Source organism: Lysobacter sp., assembly GCF_035655815.1.
Lineage (GTDB): Bacteria > Pseudomonadota > Gammaproteobacteria > Xanthomonadales > Xanthomonadaceae > Lysobacter_J.
This window is the reverse complement of sequence record NZ_DASRTS010000012.1, coordinates 32536-48505: the sequence shown is the minus strand read 5'-3', so window position 1 is coordinate 48505 and position 15970 is coordinate 32536. Positions and strand designations below refer to the sequence as shown.

14 protein-coding genes are annotated in these 15970 nt (G+C 68.7%); 11 read left to right on the top strand and 3 right to left on the bottom strand.

All coding sequences use genetic code 11. The annotated features are described in order from the left end of the window. Position 1 precedes the first annotated feature (1 nt). Together VFE83_RS02235 and VFE83_RS02230 are read left to right on the top strand one after the other, a co-directional pair. A complete protein-coding gene (locus tag VFE83_RS02235; protein ID WP_324903242.1) occupies positions 2–562 on the top strand; it encodes a histidine phosphatase family protein in 561 nt (186 codons plus the stop codon). Then, complete coding sequence (locus VFE83_RS02230) at positions 559–1299, top strand: adenosylcobinamide-GDP ribazoletransferase (RefSeq protein WP_324903241.1); 741 nt, start codon at positions 559–561, stop codon at positions 1297–1299. The genes VFE83_RS02235 and VFE83_RS02230 overlap by 4 nt, the downstream gene beginning before the upstream one ends. A 3-nt stretch (positions 1300–1302) precedes the next feature. Here the strand turns inward: VFE83_RS02230 and VFE83_RS02225 are convergent, their stop codons facing one another. The 3 genes from VFE83_RS02225 to VFE83_RS02215 all read right to left on the bottom strand — a co-directional run bounded on the left by VFE83_RS02225 (position 1303) and on the right by VFE83_RS02215 (position 6434). Beyond that, the gene (locus tag VFE83_RS02225; protein ID WP_324903240.1) at positions 1303–1938 is read right to left on the bottom strand and encodes a YceH family protein; all 636 of its coding nucleotides are present in this window, start codon (positions 1936–1938) and stop codon (positions 1303–1305) included. Positions 1939–1947: 9 nt separating this feature from the next. Beyond that, the gene (gene ybaL / locus VFE83_RS02220; protein WP_324903239.1) at positions 1948–3633 is read right to left on the bottom strand and encodes a YbaL family putative K(+) efflux transporter; all 1686 of its coding nucleotides are present in this window, start codon (positions 3631–3633) and stop codon (positions 1948–1950) included. Positions 3634–3989: 356 nt separating this feature from the next. After that, positions 3990–6434 (bottom strand): TonB-dependent receptor, encoded by a 2445-nt coding sequence (locus VFE83_RS02215; protein WP_324903238.1) that lies wholly within the window; start codon positions 6432–6434, stop codon positions 3990–3992. A 190-nt stretch (positions 6435–6624) separates the two neighbouring features. Here VFE83_RS02215 and VFE83_RS02210 point away from each other — a divergent pair, with 190 nt between their 5' ends. The 9 genes from VFE83_RS02210 (at position 6625) to ruvA (ending at position 15936) form a co-directional block, all read left to right on the top strand. Next, on the top strand, positions 6625–8475 hold the full coding sequence (locus tag VFE83_RS02210; RefSeq protein ID WP_324903237.1) for an ABC-F family ATP-binding cassette domain-containing protein: 1851 nt from the start codon (positions 6625–6627) through the stop codon (positions 8473–8475). Between the two features lie 742 nt (positions 8476–9217). Then, positions 9218–9520 (top strand): zinc ribbon domain-containing protein, encoded by a 303-nt coding sequence (locus VFE83_RS02205; protein ID WP_324903236.1) that lies wholly within the window; start codon positions 9218–9220, stop codon positions 9518–9520. Between the two features lie 303 nt (positions 9521–9823). Further along, the gene (aspS, locus tag VFE83_RS02200; RefSeq protein WP_324903235.1) at positions 9824–11620 is read left to right on the top strand and encodes an aspartate--tRNA ligase; all 1797 of its coding nucleotides are present in this window, start codon (positions 9824–9826) and stop codon (positions 11618–11620) included. 2 nt (positions 11621–11622) lie between these two features. Next, positions 11623–11901, top strand: a complete 279-nt coding sequence (locus VFE83_RS02195; RefSeq protein WP_324903234.1) for a DNA primase — start codon at positions 11623–11625, stop codon at positions 11899–11901. 2 nt (positions 11902–11903) lie between these two features. Then, positions 11904–12419, top strand: coding sequence for a GNAT family N-acetyltransferase (locus VFE83_RS02190; protein WP_324903233.1), 516 nt, complete (start codon positions 11904–11906; stop codon positions 12417–12419). A gap of 888 nt (positions 12420–13307) precedes the next feature. Beyond that, a complete protein-coding gene (locus VFE83_RS02185) occupies positions 13308–13940 on the top strand; it encodes an alpha/beta hydrolase (RefSeq protein WP_324903232.1) in 633 nt (210 codons plus the stop codon). A 38-nt stretch (positions 13941–13978) separates the two neighbouring features. After that, positions 13979–14707, top strand: coding sequence for a YebC/PmpR family DNA-binding transcriptional regulator (locus tag VFE83_RS02180; RefSeq protein WP_324903231.1), 729 nt, complete (start codon positions 13979–13981; stop codon positions 14705–14707). A 25-nt stretch (positions 14708–14732) separates the two neighbouring features. Continuing rightward, the gene (ruvC, locus tag VFE83_RS02175; protein WP_324903230.1) at positions 14733–15260 is read left to right on the top strand and encodes a crossover junction endodeoxyribonuclease RuvC; all 528 of its coding nucleotides are present in this window, start codon (positions 14733–14735) and stop codon (positions 15258–15260) included. 85 nt (positions 15261–15345) lie between these two features. After that, complete coding sequence (gene ruvA, locus VFE83_RS02170; protein WP_324903229.1) at positions 15346–15936, top strand: Holliday junction branch migration protein RuvA; 591 nt, start codon at positions 15346–15348, stop codon at positions 15934–15936. The last annotated feature ends 34 nt before the right edge of the window (positions 15937–15970 follow it).

Here is a 15970-nt window from a genome sequence, read left to right as displayed (position 1 = left end):
CATGGTCCGCATCGATCTGCTGCGCCATGGCGATACCGGGCAGCGCAGCTACCGGGGTCGACTGGATGACCCGTTGAGCGAGCTGGGCTGGTCGCAGCTGCGCGCGTCGGTCGCAGGCGGGCGCTGGGATGCGGTCGTGTCGTCGACGCTGCAGCGCTGCGCCCTGTTCGCGCAGGAGCTGGCGCAATCGCGACGGCTGACGCTGCGGCTGGATGCGCGCCTGGCCGAGTACCACTTCGGCGAGTGGCAGGGCGTGCCGATCGAAACGCTTGCCGACGAACAGGGCGATGCGCTCGGGCGCTTCTGGGCCGATCCCGTCGCGCATCCGCCGCCGGGCGCGGAGACGTTCGCGCAGTTCCGTACGCGCCTGTCTGCTGCGCTCGACGACATCGCGCAACACGCGCGGGCGCAGCGCGTGCTGGTGGTCACGCACGGCGGTGCGATCCGGCTGTTGCGCTGCATCGCCGAGCGACGCGACTTCGGCGACATGGCCGGCATCGACGTGCCGCACGCTTCGCTGCATCCTCTGCAATGGCACGTGCGGGAGGCGGCCGGCGCATGATCGGCGGGCTGCTCGTCGCGGTCGGCTTCCTCACCCGCATTCCGGTGCCGACGGGCGTGTTCGACGATGCGCGTGCGCGCCGTCATTCGCTGGCGTGGTACCCGCTGGTGGGCGCGCTGATCGGGCTGCTGCTGGGCGCGCTCGCGTGGGCGCTGCCATCCGATCGCCCGATGCTCGCGGCCGCACTGATGCTGCTGGCCTGGGTCGCGCTGACCGGCGCGCTGCATCTGGACGGGCTGGCGGACAGCGCCGATGCATGGATCGGCGGCATGGGCGCCGATCCCGCCACCAGCCGCACGCGCACGCTGGAAATCATGAAGGATCCGCGCAGCGGCCCGGCGGGCGTCACCGCGGTCGTGCTGGTGCTGCTGCTGAAGTTCGCGGCGCTGGCAAGCCTGCCCGCCGCAGCGTGGTCGTCGCTGTGGATCGCGCCGCTGCTTGCGCGCGTGGCGGCAACGGCTGCCTTCGTCACGACGCCGTATGTGCGTGCCGGTGGCCTGGGCAGCGGATTGTCCGATGCGCCACGCAGTGCGTGCCTGGGCACGATCGCGCTGGGCGTGTCCGCGTGCGTCGCGGCGGGCGTGCACGGCGCCATCGCAGCGGCGTGCGTATTCGGCGTGTTCGTGCTGTGGCGGCGTGCGTGCATACGCCGCATCGGCGGCATCACCGGTGACACCACCGGTGCGCTGATCGAAATGTCGGAAGCCGCCGCGCTGGTCGTGCTGGCGCTGGCCTGAACCTCAGCCCTCGCGTGCGGCCAGTCGCGCTTCCAGTTCGGCCATGCGCTGCTCCAGCGCGGCGACGCGCTCGGCCAGGCTGGTCGAACTGCCACCGCTGGCGGCGACCGGGCTTTCGGTGATGTCCGGCTCGCCGCCGAGCAGGTGCGCGTAGCGATCGCCGCGCTGGCCCGGTTGCCGCGGCAGTGCGACAACCAGCGGCGGCGTGCGCTGCGACAGGCGATCCAGCGCGTACTGCACGTCGTCCACGCCATTGAACTGCGCCAGGCGCTCGCTGCGGGCGAGCAGTTCGTGCGCCGTCTGCGGACCGCGCAGCATCAGCAGCGCGAGCAGCGCAGCCTGCGCACGGGTCAGGCTCAACATGGCCTCCAGCCGGTGCGCGTAGCGCTCGGCGCGCGAACCGTGCTGCGACTTCACCCAGCCGCGCACCTCCAGCTGCCGCAACGCATGGCCCACCTCGCCGGGTTCCAGGTCCATCGTCGGCTCGCGCGCGGTCTTCTGGTTGCAGGCCAGCACGATGGCGTTGAGCGTGAGCGGGTAACTGTCGGGCGTGGTGGCTTCCTTCTCCATCAGCGAGGCGACGATGCGCGCCTCGACGGGGCTGAGCTGCGGCAGCGGTGCGTTGTCGTTGGTGTCCATGCGGTCGTGTCAGGCGGTCGCGGGCGGCAGGTGCCGCTCGCCGCGGTAGGGCGGGGTGGCCATGACCATCTCGGCCAGGCTGTGGGCGAGTTCGCGCTCGGCCATCACCGCGCCGTCGGCGCCGTGCTCCAGCAGATGCTTCACCTCGGCATCGCTGTGGGCGCGCGCGACGATGGTCAGCGCCGGATTGATCTCGCGCAGCTTGGCGATGATCTCGCCGGCTTCGAGCGCGTTGGGAATCGCCACCATCACCGTGTGCGCGCGTTCGGGCGCGGCCTCGCGCAGCACGCGCTCGTTGGCCGCGTTGCCGCGGATCGCGGAAATGCCCGCCCCACGCGCGCGATCGACCAGGTCCTCCTCGCCGTCGATCACCACCAGCCCCACGCCGCGGTCGCGCAGCAGGCGGCCCAGTTCGCTGCCGACGCGGCCGTACCCGATCTGGATCACGTGGTCGCGCAGGTCGGGCGGGATGGGCGGGTAGATGTGTTCCTCCTGCTCCAGCTCGCGCTCCTTCGCCTCGCGCGCTTCGCGGCGGTCCAGCCACGCGAACAGCAGCGGATTGACGATGATCGACAGCAACGCGCCGGCGAGGATCAGGTCCTGGCCTTCCTTCGGCAGGATTTCCAGGCTCATGCCCAGTCCCGCCAGGATGAAGGAGAACTCGCCGATCTGCGCCAGGCTGGCCGAGATCAGCAGCGCGGTGGAATTGGGCTTGCCGAACGCACGGACGATCGCATACGCCGCCAGCGACTTGCCGAACACGATGATCAGGAACGTCGCCAGCACCTGCAGCGGCTGCTTGATCAGGATGGCCGGGTCGAACAGCATGCCGACCGAGACGAAGAACAGCACCGCGAACGCATCGCGCAGCGGCAGGGTCTCGTTGGCGGCCTGGTGGCTGAATTCCGATTCGTTGAGCAGCATGCCGGCGAAGAACGCGCCCAGCGCGAACGACACGCCGAACATCGCCGCCGACCCGAACGCCACGCCCAGCGCGATGGCCAGCACGCACAGCGTGAACAACTCGCGCGAGCCGGTGCCCGCCACGCGTTCGAGGATCCACGGAATCACGCGGCGGCCGACGATCAGCATCACCGCGACGAACGCGCCGACCTTGGCGAAGGTCTTGAACAGCGCTTCCCACACGTCGACCGCATTGGCCGCATCGCCCTTGAGCAGGCCGGCCAGCGCGGGCAGCAGCACCAGCGCCAGCACCATCGCCAGGTCCTCGACGATCAGCCAGCCGACCGCGATGCGCCCGCGGCCGGTCTCGACCAGCCGGCGTTCCTCCAGCGCGCGCAGCAGCACCACGGTACTGGCGACCGACAGCGACAGGCCGAACACCAGGCCGGCACCGTGCGACCAGCCCAGCAGCAGCGCCATGCCCCAGCCCAGCGCCGTCGCCAGCCCGATCTGCGCCACCGCGCCGGGCACTGCGATGGCCTTCACGTCCAGCAGGTCCTTCAGCGAGAAATGCAGGCCCACGCCGAACATCAGCAGGATCACGCCGATTTCCGCCAGTTGCGGTGCCAGTGTCTGATCGCCGACGAACCCCGGCGTGAACGGCCCCGCGATCACGCCCGCTATCAGATAGCCGACCAGCGGCGACAGACGCAGGCGCTGCGCGAGCGCGCCGAAGATGAAGGCCAGCACGAAGCCGGCCACCAGGATCGCGATCAGTGACGTGTGATGCATCGGCTCTCCAGGGACGGTAACCGGTTCAGGATGTGGGCCGAGGCAGGCTGATGCAACCTGCGCGTGCATCCCTCACCGCGAATGCACCGATTGGAACAGGTGCGCAGCGCAGGTCCTGTGGACGCGATGAGGGTCAAGCTGAATGGCGTGGAATCCGAGGCGATCTCCGGTCGCCATCGCATCGGATGCGATGCATGGTCCAGACCACCGATCGGTCCGGCGCGCGATGCGAGCGATTTCGAATGCCGTGATCGTGGCGCGCCCGACCAGCTACACCGCCATTGGACCGGACGCAGGTGACGGAAAGGAACGCCTCCGCATCCGGAGGCGTTCTTCATCCGCGGCGATGGCGGATCTCACCACTTGTAGCCGACCTTCCCGTACACGTAGGCGCCGTTGAAGCCAGCCGGCGAGCTGGCGCTGTAGGGGATCTGGCCGTTGGTCGAGTTGGCGTAGATCACCTCGTCCGGATACTCGTTCAGCACGTTGTCGGCGCCGAGGGTGAATTCCCAGTTGTCGAACTCGTAGCTGCCCGACAGGTCGAGCGTCCATTGCGCGTCGAAGGTCTGGTCGCGGGCGATGTTCGCCGGCGTCGGCGTGGCACCGAACAGCACGGTGAATTCGCCGTAGCGCGTGGCCGTGGCATTGAAGCCCCAGTTGCCCAGCCGGTAGTTGCCGCCGAGCTGGAACTTGTCGCGCGGCGAACCATCGGTGAGGCGGCCGATCTCGACGCGGCCGAAGCGCACCGCGGTGGGGTCGATGGCCATCAGCGACGGTGGGTTGTCGGCGATCCGCTCGATCGTGGTCTTGTTGTAGTTGTAGGCCACGGTCGTGTCGAGCACGCCACCGGCGAGGTCGAACGAGTAGGTGCCGATGATGTCCACGCCCTTGGTGCGCGTGTCGACCGCGTTGGTGAAGTAGCGACCGCCGCCCAGGCTCGCTTCGACGTTGGCGTTGAGGTAGTTGCGTACCGCGGTCGAAGTCAGGTTCTCCGACAGCAGGATGCGGTCGTCGATGTCGATCAGGTAGGCGTCGACGGTGATGTACAGCTTGTCGATGGGCGTCAGCACCAGGCCGAGGCTGTAGTTGTTGGAGGTTTCGGCCTTCAGCGGTTCGGCGCCCAGCGCGATCGCCGCCGGGTCGTTGACGCGGAAGGTGCGGATGTCGAACGGCTGCCCGCCGATGAAGTTGGTCGCGGTGGACTGGAAGAACTGCTGCTGCAGCGTCGGCGCGTGGAAGCCGGTGGAGACGGTGGCGCGGATCGCGAACTGCTCGTTGGGCGCGAAGCGGCCCGACAGCTTGCCGGTGGTCTCGCTGCCGAAGTCGCTGTAGTCCTCGCTGCGCACGGCGATGCCGGCGGAGAACTGCTCGTTGAACTCCGCTTCCAGCGACGCGTACACGCCGTAGCTTTCGCGGTTGAAGTGGCCGGCGTCGGACGGCTTGAAGCCCGGGAACACCTGCGCACCCGACGCCGTCGGGCTGCCGTTGAGCAGCTCGCCGCCGTTGGCCCACGAGTGGAAGTCGCCCGGGCTCTGGTTGAATTTCTCGCCCTTCCATTCGGCGCCGAAGGCCAGCGTCATGGTCGTCTCGCCGGCTTCGAGCAGCTTGTTGACGTCGAGGTTGAGCAGGTTCTGGCTGTATTCCAGCGCGCCGGAATGGAACTGCGTCGGCGAGGCCGCGCCGAAGCTGCGGTTGAGGCTGTCCTCGACGCCGAAGCTGAGCTGGCTGACGCCGTAGTTGTACGACAGGTCGACGTTCCAGCCGCCGGCGGTTTCGCCCTTCACGCCGAGCACCAGCGCGCCGTCCTCGGCGATGTTGCGGATCAGCGGCAGGAAGCCGTTGGGGTAGATCGCCAGGACGTTGCGGTTGTTGTTGGCGTTTCGATAGAAGCCGTTGGACAGCACGTCGCGCCGGCTGGCGATGCCGTAGCCGTAGAAGTTGACCGCCTCGGCCGGGCTGAAGTCGGCGTTGGCGGAGACCGCGTTGTAGTCGACTTCCGGATCGCCCCAGCGCTGCACCACCTGGCCCAGCGGCGTGTGGTTGTCGCTGTTGTTGGGCACGTTGGACGTGTTGGTGGTGGTGCCGGGGCCGAACACCCAGGGCCGCGCGCGATCCGTGTAGTCCTGGTGGCCGACCTGCGCGGCCAGGTGCAGGGCGCCGGTTTCGCCCAGCGCGAAGCCGGCGTTGCCGTCCAGCTGTGCCTGTTCGCCGTCTCCGGCGCTGTACTTGCCGCCGGTCAGTCCGACGCTGCCGCCTTCGGCGCTGCCCTTGAGCACGACGTTGATCACGCCGGCGATCGCGTCCGAGCCGTACTGCGCCGAGGCGCCGTCGCGCAGCACTTCCACGCGCTGGACCGCGGCGATCGGAATGGTGTTGAGGTCGGCCGGCGAGGAGCCGCGGCCCTGGGTGCCGTTGAGGTTGACCAGCGCGGTGCCGTGGTAGCGCTTGCCGTTGACCAGCACCAGCACCTGGCCCGGGTCGAGGCCGCGCAACTGCGCCGGGCGCACCGCGTTGGTGCCGTCGCTGATCGCCGGCCGCGGGAAGTTCAGCGAGGGCACCGCGCGCGACAGCGCGGTCGCCAGTTCGGTGGTGCCGGTGGCCTGCAGCGCTTCCGGGGTGATCACGTCGATCGGCGACTGCGACTGCGCCACCGTGCGGGTGGACACCCGGGTGCCGGTGACGATCAGGGTGTCGAGGGTGCGCGGAGTCGAGGCCGGCGCGGGGGCTGGTTCCTGCGAGAGCGCGGGCGCGGCGGCAAGGGCGAGTACGACGGCGGCGGCGAGCGGGGAGAGGCGGATCATCGACGGCTCCTGGCTGAGAGGGCTGGGGAGGGGTTCTGCGATAACGCTCTGAAAACTTTGCCGTTTGTGGCGGATGGCTCTCCGAGTAACAGGTGCGCGCCGCCGTTGTCAACAGTTTCTTAACAAACGGTACCGTCTCCCGATAGACTGGCGGGCCGCTTCAGCCCACTGCCTCGCGCAGCCTCCCACCGTGATCTCCTTCCGCAATTTCGCCCTTCGCCGGGGCGAGCGCCTGCTGCTGTCCAATGTCGACCTCGCGCTGCACGCCGGGTGGCGCGTGGGCGTGATCGGCCGCAACGGCACGGGCAAGTCGTCGCTGTTCGCCGCCATTCAGGGCGAGGTGGAAGCCGACCAGGGCGACATCGACGTGCCGTCGCGCGTGCGCATCGCCAGCGTCGCGCAGGAGACGCCGGCCCTGGACGATCCGGCGCTGGACTTCGTGCTGTCGGGCGATGCCGCGGTGCACGCGGCCATCGCCATGGAGCGCGATGCGATGGCGCGCGAGGACTGGGAAGCCGTGGCCGAGGCGCACCACCGGCTGGAGGAACTGGGCGGCTACGACGCCACCGCGCGCGCCGGCAAGCTGATGCACGGCCTCGGCTTCTCGCCGGACACGCACGAGCGCACGGTGAAGGAATTTTCCGGCGGCTGGCGCGTGCGCCTGAACTTGGCACGCGCGCTGATGACGCCGTCCGACCTGCTGCTGCTGGACGAGCCGACCAACCACCTCGACCTCGACGCCGTGCTGTGGCTGGAGCAGTGGCTGCTGAAGTACCCCGGCACGCTGCTGCTGATCTCGCACGACCGCGAATTCCTGGACGGCGTGTCCACGCACACGCTGCACCTCAACGACGGCAAGGCCAGGCTGTACACCGGCGACTACACCGCGTTCGAGCGCCAGCGCGCCGAGCAGTTGCGCCAGCAGCAGATCGCGTTCGAGAAGGAGCAGGCCGAGCGAGCGCACCTGCAGAGCTTCATCGACCGCTTCAAGGCCAAGGCCAGCAAGGCCAAGCAGGCGCAGAGCCGCATGAAGCGCCTGGCCAAGCTGGCCGGCACCGAGGCGGTCCGCATCGAGCGCGCGCTGCGTATCGACTTCCCCGCGCCGGACAAGCTGCCGCACGCGCTGCTGCGCCTGACCGACGCCGACTGCGGCTACGGCCAGCACACGGTGCTGCACGACGTGCGCTTCGTGCTGGAGGCCGGCGACCGCGTCGCGCTGCTGGGCCCCAACGGCGCCGGCAAGTCCACGCTGGTGAAGTCGCTGGTGGGCGAGATCCCGCTGCTCACCGGCGAGCGCGGCGGCCACCCGGACCTGCGCATCGGCTACTTCGCCCAGCACACGGTCGAGTCGCTGCAGGAAGGCAGCACGCCCATCGACCACCTGGCCAAGATCGCGCCGGGCGTGGCCACGCAGCAGCTGCGCGACTTCCTGGGCAAGTGGAACTTCCCGGGCGATCGCGCGTTCGAGTCGGTGGACGGATTCTCCGGTGGCGAGCGCGCCCGCCTGGCGCTGGCGTTGATCGCGTGGCGCAAGCCCAACGTGCTGCTGCTCGACGAACCCACCAACCACCTCGACCTGGACATGCGCGAGGCCCTGGCCGAGGCACTCAGCGACTTCGACGGCGCGATCGTGCTGGTCTCGCACGACCGCCACCTGATCGGCCTGGTCTGCGACACGTTCTGGCGCGTGGCCGATGGCGTCGCGCAGCCTTTCGACGGCGACCTGGACGCCTACGCCGTATGGCTGCGCACCCGCGAGTCCTCGGCGGAGAAGGAGAAGGCCAAGCCCGCGCCGGTCGCTGCCGCGCCCGCCAAGCCGGCGTCGAAAGGACCGAAGGTCAACGCACACAAGCTGGCTCAGGCCGAAGCACGCGTGGCCGAACTGGAATCGAAGCTGCACACGCTCGACATGGACCTGGCCGATCCCGACCGCTATGCCGGCGGCGGCACCGATGCGGTGGCGTTGTCGAAACACCGCGAACGGATCGCGGCGGAACTGGCGGAAGCCGAAGAGGCGTTGCTGGGCTTGTACGACGCGTAGGCGCACCATGCTGCCGTCGCGCGCTTCACCGGGCGGTGCTGCGTGCGTTCGAGGTGCGGTCGCTGATGTCCGTCATTCCCGCGAATCCATCGGTCCGATGCTTCACGCTGGACGGACTACGCAGCGTTGAAGGTTAGATCAAAGTGGATTCCAGCGTTCGCTGGAATGACGAACGCAAGAGTGTTTCCGTTGCATCGCCTGCGGACGGCTTGATGGCCTGGATGCCGGCCTTCGCCGGGATGACGGGCTCGCCCTTCTCCCATCGGGAGAGGGGTTGGGGTGAGGGGCAACGAAGAAGTGGCGCAGAACCGCCGGTGCACTGAAGCGCTGCGCTGTGACTTGCCGCCTGGTCTGCCGTAGTGAAGATCAAAGTGGATTCCAGCTTTCGCTGGAATGACGGTGGAGTGGGCCTTTCGCCCCGGCTGCGAGGCTTGATTGCCTGGGTCCCGGCCTTCGCCGGGACGACGGGGTCCTGAAGGATGTCGAACGTCAGCGAAGACGTCGTCGCTGATGCTCGTCATTCCCGCGAAGGCGCGAATCCATCGGTGCGACGCTTCACGCGAGACGGATTGCGCAGCGTTGGTTTCGCGCGCTCCATCGCCCAATGGCGAGCCCGCAGCCGCGCTGCCCTGGCCCCCTCCGAACCGGCAAGTCGATCCGTTTGCGCCTGAACGCCCGAAAGGCTTGAAAAACCGCCACTTGCCTCCAGAATGCCGGCCTGTCTTTCGCAACCTCGTCCGCCATGCCGATCTACGCCTTCGAATGCGCCGCCTGCGGCCACACCTTCGACCGCCTGCAGAAGCTGTCCGACGCGGATCCGGCCCAGTGCCCGGCCTGCGGCGAGCCGCAGGTGCGCCGCCAGCTCACCGCCCCGCAGTTCCGCCTGGCCGGCGGCGGCTGGTACGAGACCGACTTCAAGAAGGACGGCGACAAGAAGCGCAACCTGGCCGGCGAGGGCGGCGCGGCCAAGCCCGCCGACAGCAAGCCGGCAGAGAGCAAGCCTGCCGAGAAGAAGACCGAGACCCCGGCCAGCAGCAAGCCCTGAGGGCGCGGTCAGCGATACGGCGCGACCACGATCCGTTCGCGAGCAAGCTCACTCCTACGGCGGCGTCCGCGCCGTAGGGGACGTAGGAGCCAGCTTGCTGGCGACCAAGCCCTCCTGGCGGCAACCGCTCTGCGGGCCCTCAACACACGACCGGCGGCGTTCCTGCCACGCAGCGTTCGCGATCATCGACATCCGCTACGCCGCCGACGGGTCAGGCGCTCCCGCTGCCGCTAGAATGCCCAGTTCTCCGGCCGGCCTGCGCCGGACCGTAGCTTTCCAGCTGTCGTGATTCTTGGAGCCCCCATGCGTACCCACTTCTGCGGCCTCGTCGATGAGGCCCTGATCGGCCAGACCGTCACCCTGTGCGGCTGGGCCGACGTCGCCCGCAACCTCGGCGGCCTGTGCTTCATCGACCTGCGCGATCACGAAGGCATCGTGCAGATCGTGGCCGAGCCGACGTCGGACGCGGCGCTGGGCGCGGGCGACGCCAATGCGGCGGTCATCGCGACCGCGGCCCAGGTGGGCTACGAGGACTGCCTGCGCGTCACCGGCGTGGTGCGCAAGCGCGAGGCGGTCAACAACAAGATCCGCACCGGCCAGGTCGAAGTCGTCGCGACCCGCATCGAGGTGTTGAACAAGGCCGAGCCGCTGCCGTTCCACGCGCACGAGAACGCGGGCGAGGACATCCGCCTGAAGTACCGCTACCTCGACCTGCGGCGCCCCGAAATGCAGCAGATGATGCGCACGCGCATCAAGCTGGTGCAGGCCCTGCGTCGCTATCTCGACGAGCGCGGCTTCCAGGACATCGAGACGCCCATCCTGACCAAGGCCACACCGGAAGGCGCGCGCGACTTCCTGGTTCCGGCGCGCATGCACCCGGGCGAGTTCTACGCGCTGCCGCAGTCGCCGCAGCTGTTCAAGCAGATCCTGATGATGGCGGGCTTCGACCGCTACTACCAGATCGCGCGCTGCTTCCGCGACGAGGCGCTGCGTGCCGACCGCCAGCTCGAGTTCACCCAGCTCGACATGGAGTTCGCGTGGGTGTCCGAGCGCGATGTGCAGGACACCGTGGAGGCGATGATCCGCGAGGTTTTCCGCGAGGTGATCGGCGTGGAGCTGGCCGCGGAATTCCCGCGCATGACCTACGCCGAGGCGATGCGTCGCTACGGTTCGGACAAGCCCGACCTGCGCATCGCGATGGAGTTCACCGACGTCGCGGAGCTGGTGAAGAACTGTGAGTTCAAGGTGTTCACCGACTGGGCCAACCACGAGGACGGCCGCGTGATCGCGCTGCGCGTGCCCGGCGCCGCCACGCTGAGCCGCAAGCAGATCGACGACTACGGCGCCTACGCGGCGAAGTTCGGCGCCAAGGGCCTGGCGTGGATGAAGGTCGAGGACGCGGGCAAGGGCCGCGACGGCATCAATTCGCCGATCGCCAAGTTCCTGGACGACGCCACGCTGGCCGCCATCGTGCAGGCCACCGGTGCGGCCACGGGCGATGCGATCTTCTTCGGCGCGGCGACGTACAAGTCGGCCAGCGACTTCATGGGCGCGCTGCGCCTGAAGCTCGGCAAGGACCTGGGCCTGGTCGAGGCCGGCTGGCGCCCGCTGTGGGTCACCGACTTCCCGATGTTCGAGTGGGACGAGGAGGAAGGCCGCTACGTCGCCCTCCATCATCCGTTCACCGCGCCGGCGGTGGACAGCATCGAGGACCTGCGCGCCAACGCGAAAACCGCGGTGTCGCGCGGCTACGACATGGTGCTCAACGGCAACGAGATCGGCGGCGGTTCGATCCGCATCCATCGTCCGCAGATGCAGAGCGCGGTGTTCGAGTTGCTGGGCATCGGCGCGGAGGAGGCCGAAGGCAAGTTCGGCTTCCTGCTGGACGCGCTGAAGTTCGGCGCGCCGCCGCACGGCGGCATCGCGTTCGGCATCGACCGCATCGCCGCGCTGATGGCCGGCACCGAGTCGATCCGCGACGTCATCGCGTTCCCCAAGACCACCACCGCGCAGTGCCTGATGACCGGCGCGCCGTCGCCGGTGCCGGACGCGCAGCTGGCGGAAGTCCACATCCAGGTTCGTGAGAAGGAAGGGAAGTAACCATGAGCGAAGTTCCGTTTGACCTTGAGTGGGAAGCCCTGGGCGAAACCGGTTCGGCGGCGGGCGCGGGCCTGACGACCGAGCGCGCGCAGGTGTTCGGCGGTTGGCTGGTGCGCACGCGCGCCGGTGCCGGCGTGGTCTCGCTGGCGTTCGTTCCGGACGAGCAGTTCCGCTGGGACGGTGAGGATTTCGGCGACGAGTACGAAGAGGAAGACGAGGACGCCGAAGAGGACGAGGAAGACGAGGAAGAGTCCGACGAGGACGAAGAGGAAGACCAGTAACGATGGAGCTGCGCCGCGCGACTCCGTCCGACGCCGAGGCGCTGTCGGTGCTGTCGTCGGCGTGCTTCACGCAGACCTTCGGCCATCTCTATCCGCCGGAGGATCTGTCGCACTTCCTGGGCGAGGCCTACGCCGCAACGGCGTGGGCCAGTCTGCTTTCCGACTCCGCATACGCGACGTGGCTGCTGGAAGTCGACGGAAAGCCCGTCGGCTACGCAACGGCCGGCGCATGCACGCTCCCGCACGCCGACGTCGCGCCGGAAGACGGTGAGCTCAAGCGCCTGTACGTCCTGCGCGAGCATCAGAACGGCGGCTGGGGTTCGCGCCTCTTCGACGCTGCGATGGAATGGCTGCTGCGCGACGGTCCGCGCACGCTGTGGATCGGCGTGTGGAGCGAGAACCTCGGCGCGCAGCGCTTCTACGCGCGCCACGGATTCGAGCGCGTGGGCGACTACGACTTCGTGGTCGGCAACACGCGGGACCATGAGTTCATCCTGAGGCAGACGACGCGGCCGTAGCGCTGCCTCTCTCTTCGCATCCCACGCGCCTGTTCTGCTTCTCTCTCCCACCGGGAGAGGGAACGAGGGTGAGGGTAGGGGCGAGCCGTGTGTCGAAGATCGCGAAGCGTCAGTCAGCTGGCGATGTCATTGCACCGCATGTCCCGACCCTCACCCCAACCCCTCTCCCGATGGGAGAGGGGCTATTCGCGGGCGTCGTTGCGGCCCTACTGAAAGCCAAATTTTTTGTTTTCAGCGGGAACGTTGCCGGATGGCGGAAGTCCCTGAGGGCCGACGCTCTGCTTCCCTCTCCCGCCGGGAGAGGGATCGAGGGTGAGGGTAGGGACGAGCCGTGCGTCGAACATCGCGAAGCGTCGGTCACCTGGCTGTGTCATTGCATCGCATGTCCCGACCCTCACCCCAACCCTTCTCCCGGTGGGAGAGGGGCTATTCCTGGCTCCTCGTTGCGGGCGCCTGCTGCACGCCAAGCTTTTTGTTCTCAGCGGAAAGATGTCGCATGGCGGAAGTCCCTGAGGGCCGACGCTCTGCCTCCCTCACCCAGCGGGAGAGGGATCGAGGGTGAGGGTAGGGGCGAGCCGTGTGTCGAAGATCGCGAAGCGTCAGTCACCTGGCGGTGTCATTGCACCGCATGTCCCGACCCTCGCCCCAACCCCTCTCCCGGTGGGAGGGGGGCTATTCGCGGCGCGTGATTGCGGTCCCCTACTGCACGCCAAGCTTTTTGTTCTCAGCGGAAAGATGTCGCATGGCGGAAGTCCCAGAGGGCCGACGCTCTGCTTCCCTCTCCCGATGGGAGAGGGGCTATTCGCAGCGCGTCGTTACGGGCGTCCCCCTCGCACGCTCCAACGTCTTTCTCACTCCCCCGCACCGCAGCAGGGCAACATCGCCCCCATGACCGATCGCGTGATCCTGCTCCACGGGCTCTGGATGCCCCGCCTCTCCATGCACTGGCTGGCGCGTCGCCTGCGCGGGGCCGGGTTCACGACCGAAACCTTCGGCTACGCCACCGTGGCAGGCGGGCCCGACGCAGCCGTCCCGCGCCTGGCCGACCACCTGCGCGGCCGGCCGGCGCACCTGCTGGCACACAGCCTGGGCGGGCTGGTGGCGCTGACCACGCTGGAGCGCCACCCCGACCTGCTGGTCACCCGCGTGGTGTGCCTGGGCTCGCCGCTGTGCGGGAGCGGGGCGGCCAAGGGGCTGGCAGGGCACGCCTGGAGCGCGATGTCGCTGGGACACAGCGCGGACCTGTTGCGCCGGGGCTGCAATCCCTGGCGCGGGGCCGCCGCGGTGGGCGTCATCGCCGGCAGCACGCCGATCGGCCTGGGCCGCTATTTCGGCCGCTTCCACGGCGACAACGACGGCACCGTGGCGGTCGAGGAAACCTGCCTGGGCGGCCTGACGGACCACACGGTCATCCCCACCAGCCACACCGGCCTGCTGGTCTCGCCGGTGGCTGCGCGGCTAGCCGTGGCGTTCTTCCGCGAAGGCCGCTTCCATCCGGGCGCGACCGGGCCGATCAGGTAAAATTGCCGGCTTCGACACGTTTTCATCTGGAAGATTCCATGGGCAGAGGACCCTCCATCGAGGCCCGCAAGAACGCGGTTGACGCGCAGCGTGGCAAGATCTTCACCAAGGTGATCCGCGAGATCGGCGTCGCCGCACGCAACGGCGGCGGCGATCCCGGGGGCAATCCGCGCCTGCGCGCGGCGGTCGACAAGGCGCTGTCGGTCAACATGTCCAAGGACGTGATTGAGCGCGCCATCAAGAAGGCTACCGGCGAACTGGAAGGCGTCGAATACGAGGAGATCCGCTACGAGGGCTACGCCCCGGGCGGCGTCGCGGTCATCGTCGACTGCCTGACCGACAACAAGGTCCGCACCGTGGCCGACGTGCGCCATGCGTTCGGCAAGTTCGGCGGCAACCTCGGCACCGATGGCTCGGTGTCCTTCATGTTCAAGAAGCTGGGCGTGCTGTCCTTCGCCGCCGGTGCGGACGAGGAGAAGATCACCGAGGTCGCCATCGACGCCGGCGCGGACGACGTGGTCGTCTACGACGACGGCGCGATCGACGTGGTCACCGCGCCGGACGCATTCGCTGCCGTGAAGGCGGCCATGGAGGGCGCCGGCCTGACAGCCGACATTGCCGAAGTCACCATGCGCGCGGACAACGACGTGGCCGTGTCCGGCGAGACCGCGCAGCAGGTCGCCAAGCTGCTGCGCTGGCTGGAAGACATGGACGACGTGCAGAACGTCTATTCCAACGCCGAACTCGGCGAGGACGCGTACGCCTGACCCCGGGTCGGCGTAGGCTCGCGACGTGATCCGAATCCTGGGAATCGACCCCGGCTCGCAGCGCACCGGCATCGGCGTCATCGACGTCGCCGCCGACGGGCGCTGCGCCTTCGTGCATGCGCAGGCGCTGAAGCTGCTAGACGCGGAGGACTTCCCCTCGCGCCTGGGCCTGCTTTGCGAAGGCCTGGAAGCGCTGCTGGACGAATGGCAGCCGCAGCAGGTGGCCATCGAGACGGTCTTCATGGACAAGTCGGCCACCTCGGCGCTGAAGCTCGGCCATGCCCGCGGCGCCGCGCTGGCGACGGTGGTGCGCCGTCGCATCCCGATCAGCGAATACCCGCCACGCGTGATCAAGCAGTCGCTTGTCGGCCGCGGTGCCGCCGACAAGCAGCAGGTGCAGCACATGGTGCGCCTGCTGCTGAACCTCCCCGAAGTGAAGCTGCAGGCCGACGCCGCCGACGCGCTTGCAGTTGCCCTCACCCATGCCCACATGAGCGCTACGTCCGCGCGCACGGGCCTGTCCACTGCGCTGCTGCGGAGACGTGGAGCATGACCGATCGCCTCGAAGACACGTTGATGCCCGAGCCACCGGCCCGCGTGTCGCCGCGCCAGGGACAACCGTGGTCGGAGGCCTGCCGATGATCGGCCGCCTCAAAGGCATTCTCGTCCTCAAGCAGCCACCGTGGCTGGTCGTGGACGTCAACGGCGTCGGCTACGAGCTCGAAGCGCCCATGAGCACCTTCTACGACCTGCCGGACCTGGGACGCGAGGTGTCGCTGTTCACGCATTACGCGCAGAAGGAAGACAGCGTCTCGCTGTACGGCTTCCTGCGCGAGGGTGAGCGCCGCCTGTTCCGCGACGTGCAGAAGGTCTCGGGCATCGGCGCGAAGATCGCGCTGGCGGTGCTGTCGGGCGTGTCGGTGGACGAGTTCGCCCGGCTGGTGCAGGCCGGCGACATCACCGCGCTCACGCGCATCCCGGGCATCGGCAAGAAGACCGCCGAACGCATGGTGGTCGAACTGCGCGACCGCGCGGCCGATCTGGCCGGTGCCGGTGCGACGCTCGCAGCGCCCGGTGCGGCGGCCGATCCGCAGAGCGAGGCCGTGATCGCCCTGCAGCAGCTGGGTTACAAGCCCGCCGAGGCCGTGCGCATGGCGCGCGATGCCACCGCCGCCGGCGACGACGCCGCCACCATCATCCGCAAAGCGCTAAAGTCCGCGCTTCGCTGAGCCGGTCGTTTCGCGACCCGAAGCAGACGCCTAC

Bases quoted from the DNA above. Each gene is read 5' to 3' on its own strand.
- VFE83_RS02180 (WP_324903231.1), top strand. From the start codon at position 13,979: ATGGGCAGAGGACCCTCCATCGAGGCCCGCAAGAACGCGGTTGACGCG.
- VFE83_RS02185 (WP_324903232.1), top strand. From the start codon at position 13,308: ATGACCGATCGCGTGATCCTGCTCCACGGGCTCTGGATGCCCCGCCTC.
- ybaL (WP_324903239.1), bottom strand. From the start codon at position 3,633: ATGCATCACACGTCACTGATCGCGATCCTGGTGGCCGGCTTCGTGCTG.
- VFE83_RS02235 (WP_324903242.1), top strand. From the start codon at position 2: ATGGTCCGCATCGATCTGCTGCGCCATGGCGATACCGGGCAGCGCAGC.
- VFE83_RS02225 (WP_324903240.1), bottom strand. From the start codon at position 1,938: ATGGACACCAACGACAACGCACCGCTGCCGCAGCTCAGCCCCGTCGAG.
- VFE83_RS02190 (WP_324903233.1), top strand. From the start codon at position 11,904: ATGGAGCTGCGCCGCGCGACTCCGTCCGACGCCGAGGCGCTGTCGGTG.
- VFE83_RS02205 (WP_324903236.1), top strand. From the start codon at position 9,218: ATGCCGATCTACGCCTTCGAATGCGCCGCCTGCGGCCACACCTTCGAC.
- ruvA (WP_324903229.1), top strand. From the start codon at position 15,346: ATGATCGGCCGCCTCAAAGGCATTCTCGTCCTCAAGCAGCCACCGTGG.
- VFE83_RS02195 (WP_324903234.1), top strand. From the start codon at position 11,623: ATGAGCGAAGTTCCGTTTGACCTTGAGTGGGAAGCCCTGGGCGAAACC.
- VFE83_RS02215 (WP_324903238.1), bottom strand. From the start codon at position 6,434: ATGATCCGCCTCTCCCCGCTCGCCGCCGCCGTCGTACTCGCCCTTGCC.
- VFE83_RS02230 (WP_324903241.1), top strand. From the start codon at position 559: ATGATCGGCGGGCTGCTCGTCGCGGTCGGCTTCCTCACCCGCATTCCG.
- aspS (WP_324903235.1), top strand. From the start codon at position 9,824: ATGCGTACCCACTTCTGCGGCCTCGTCGATGAGGCCCTGATCGGCCAG.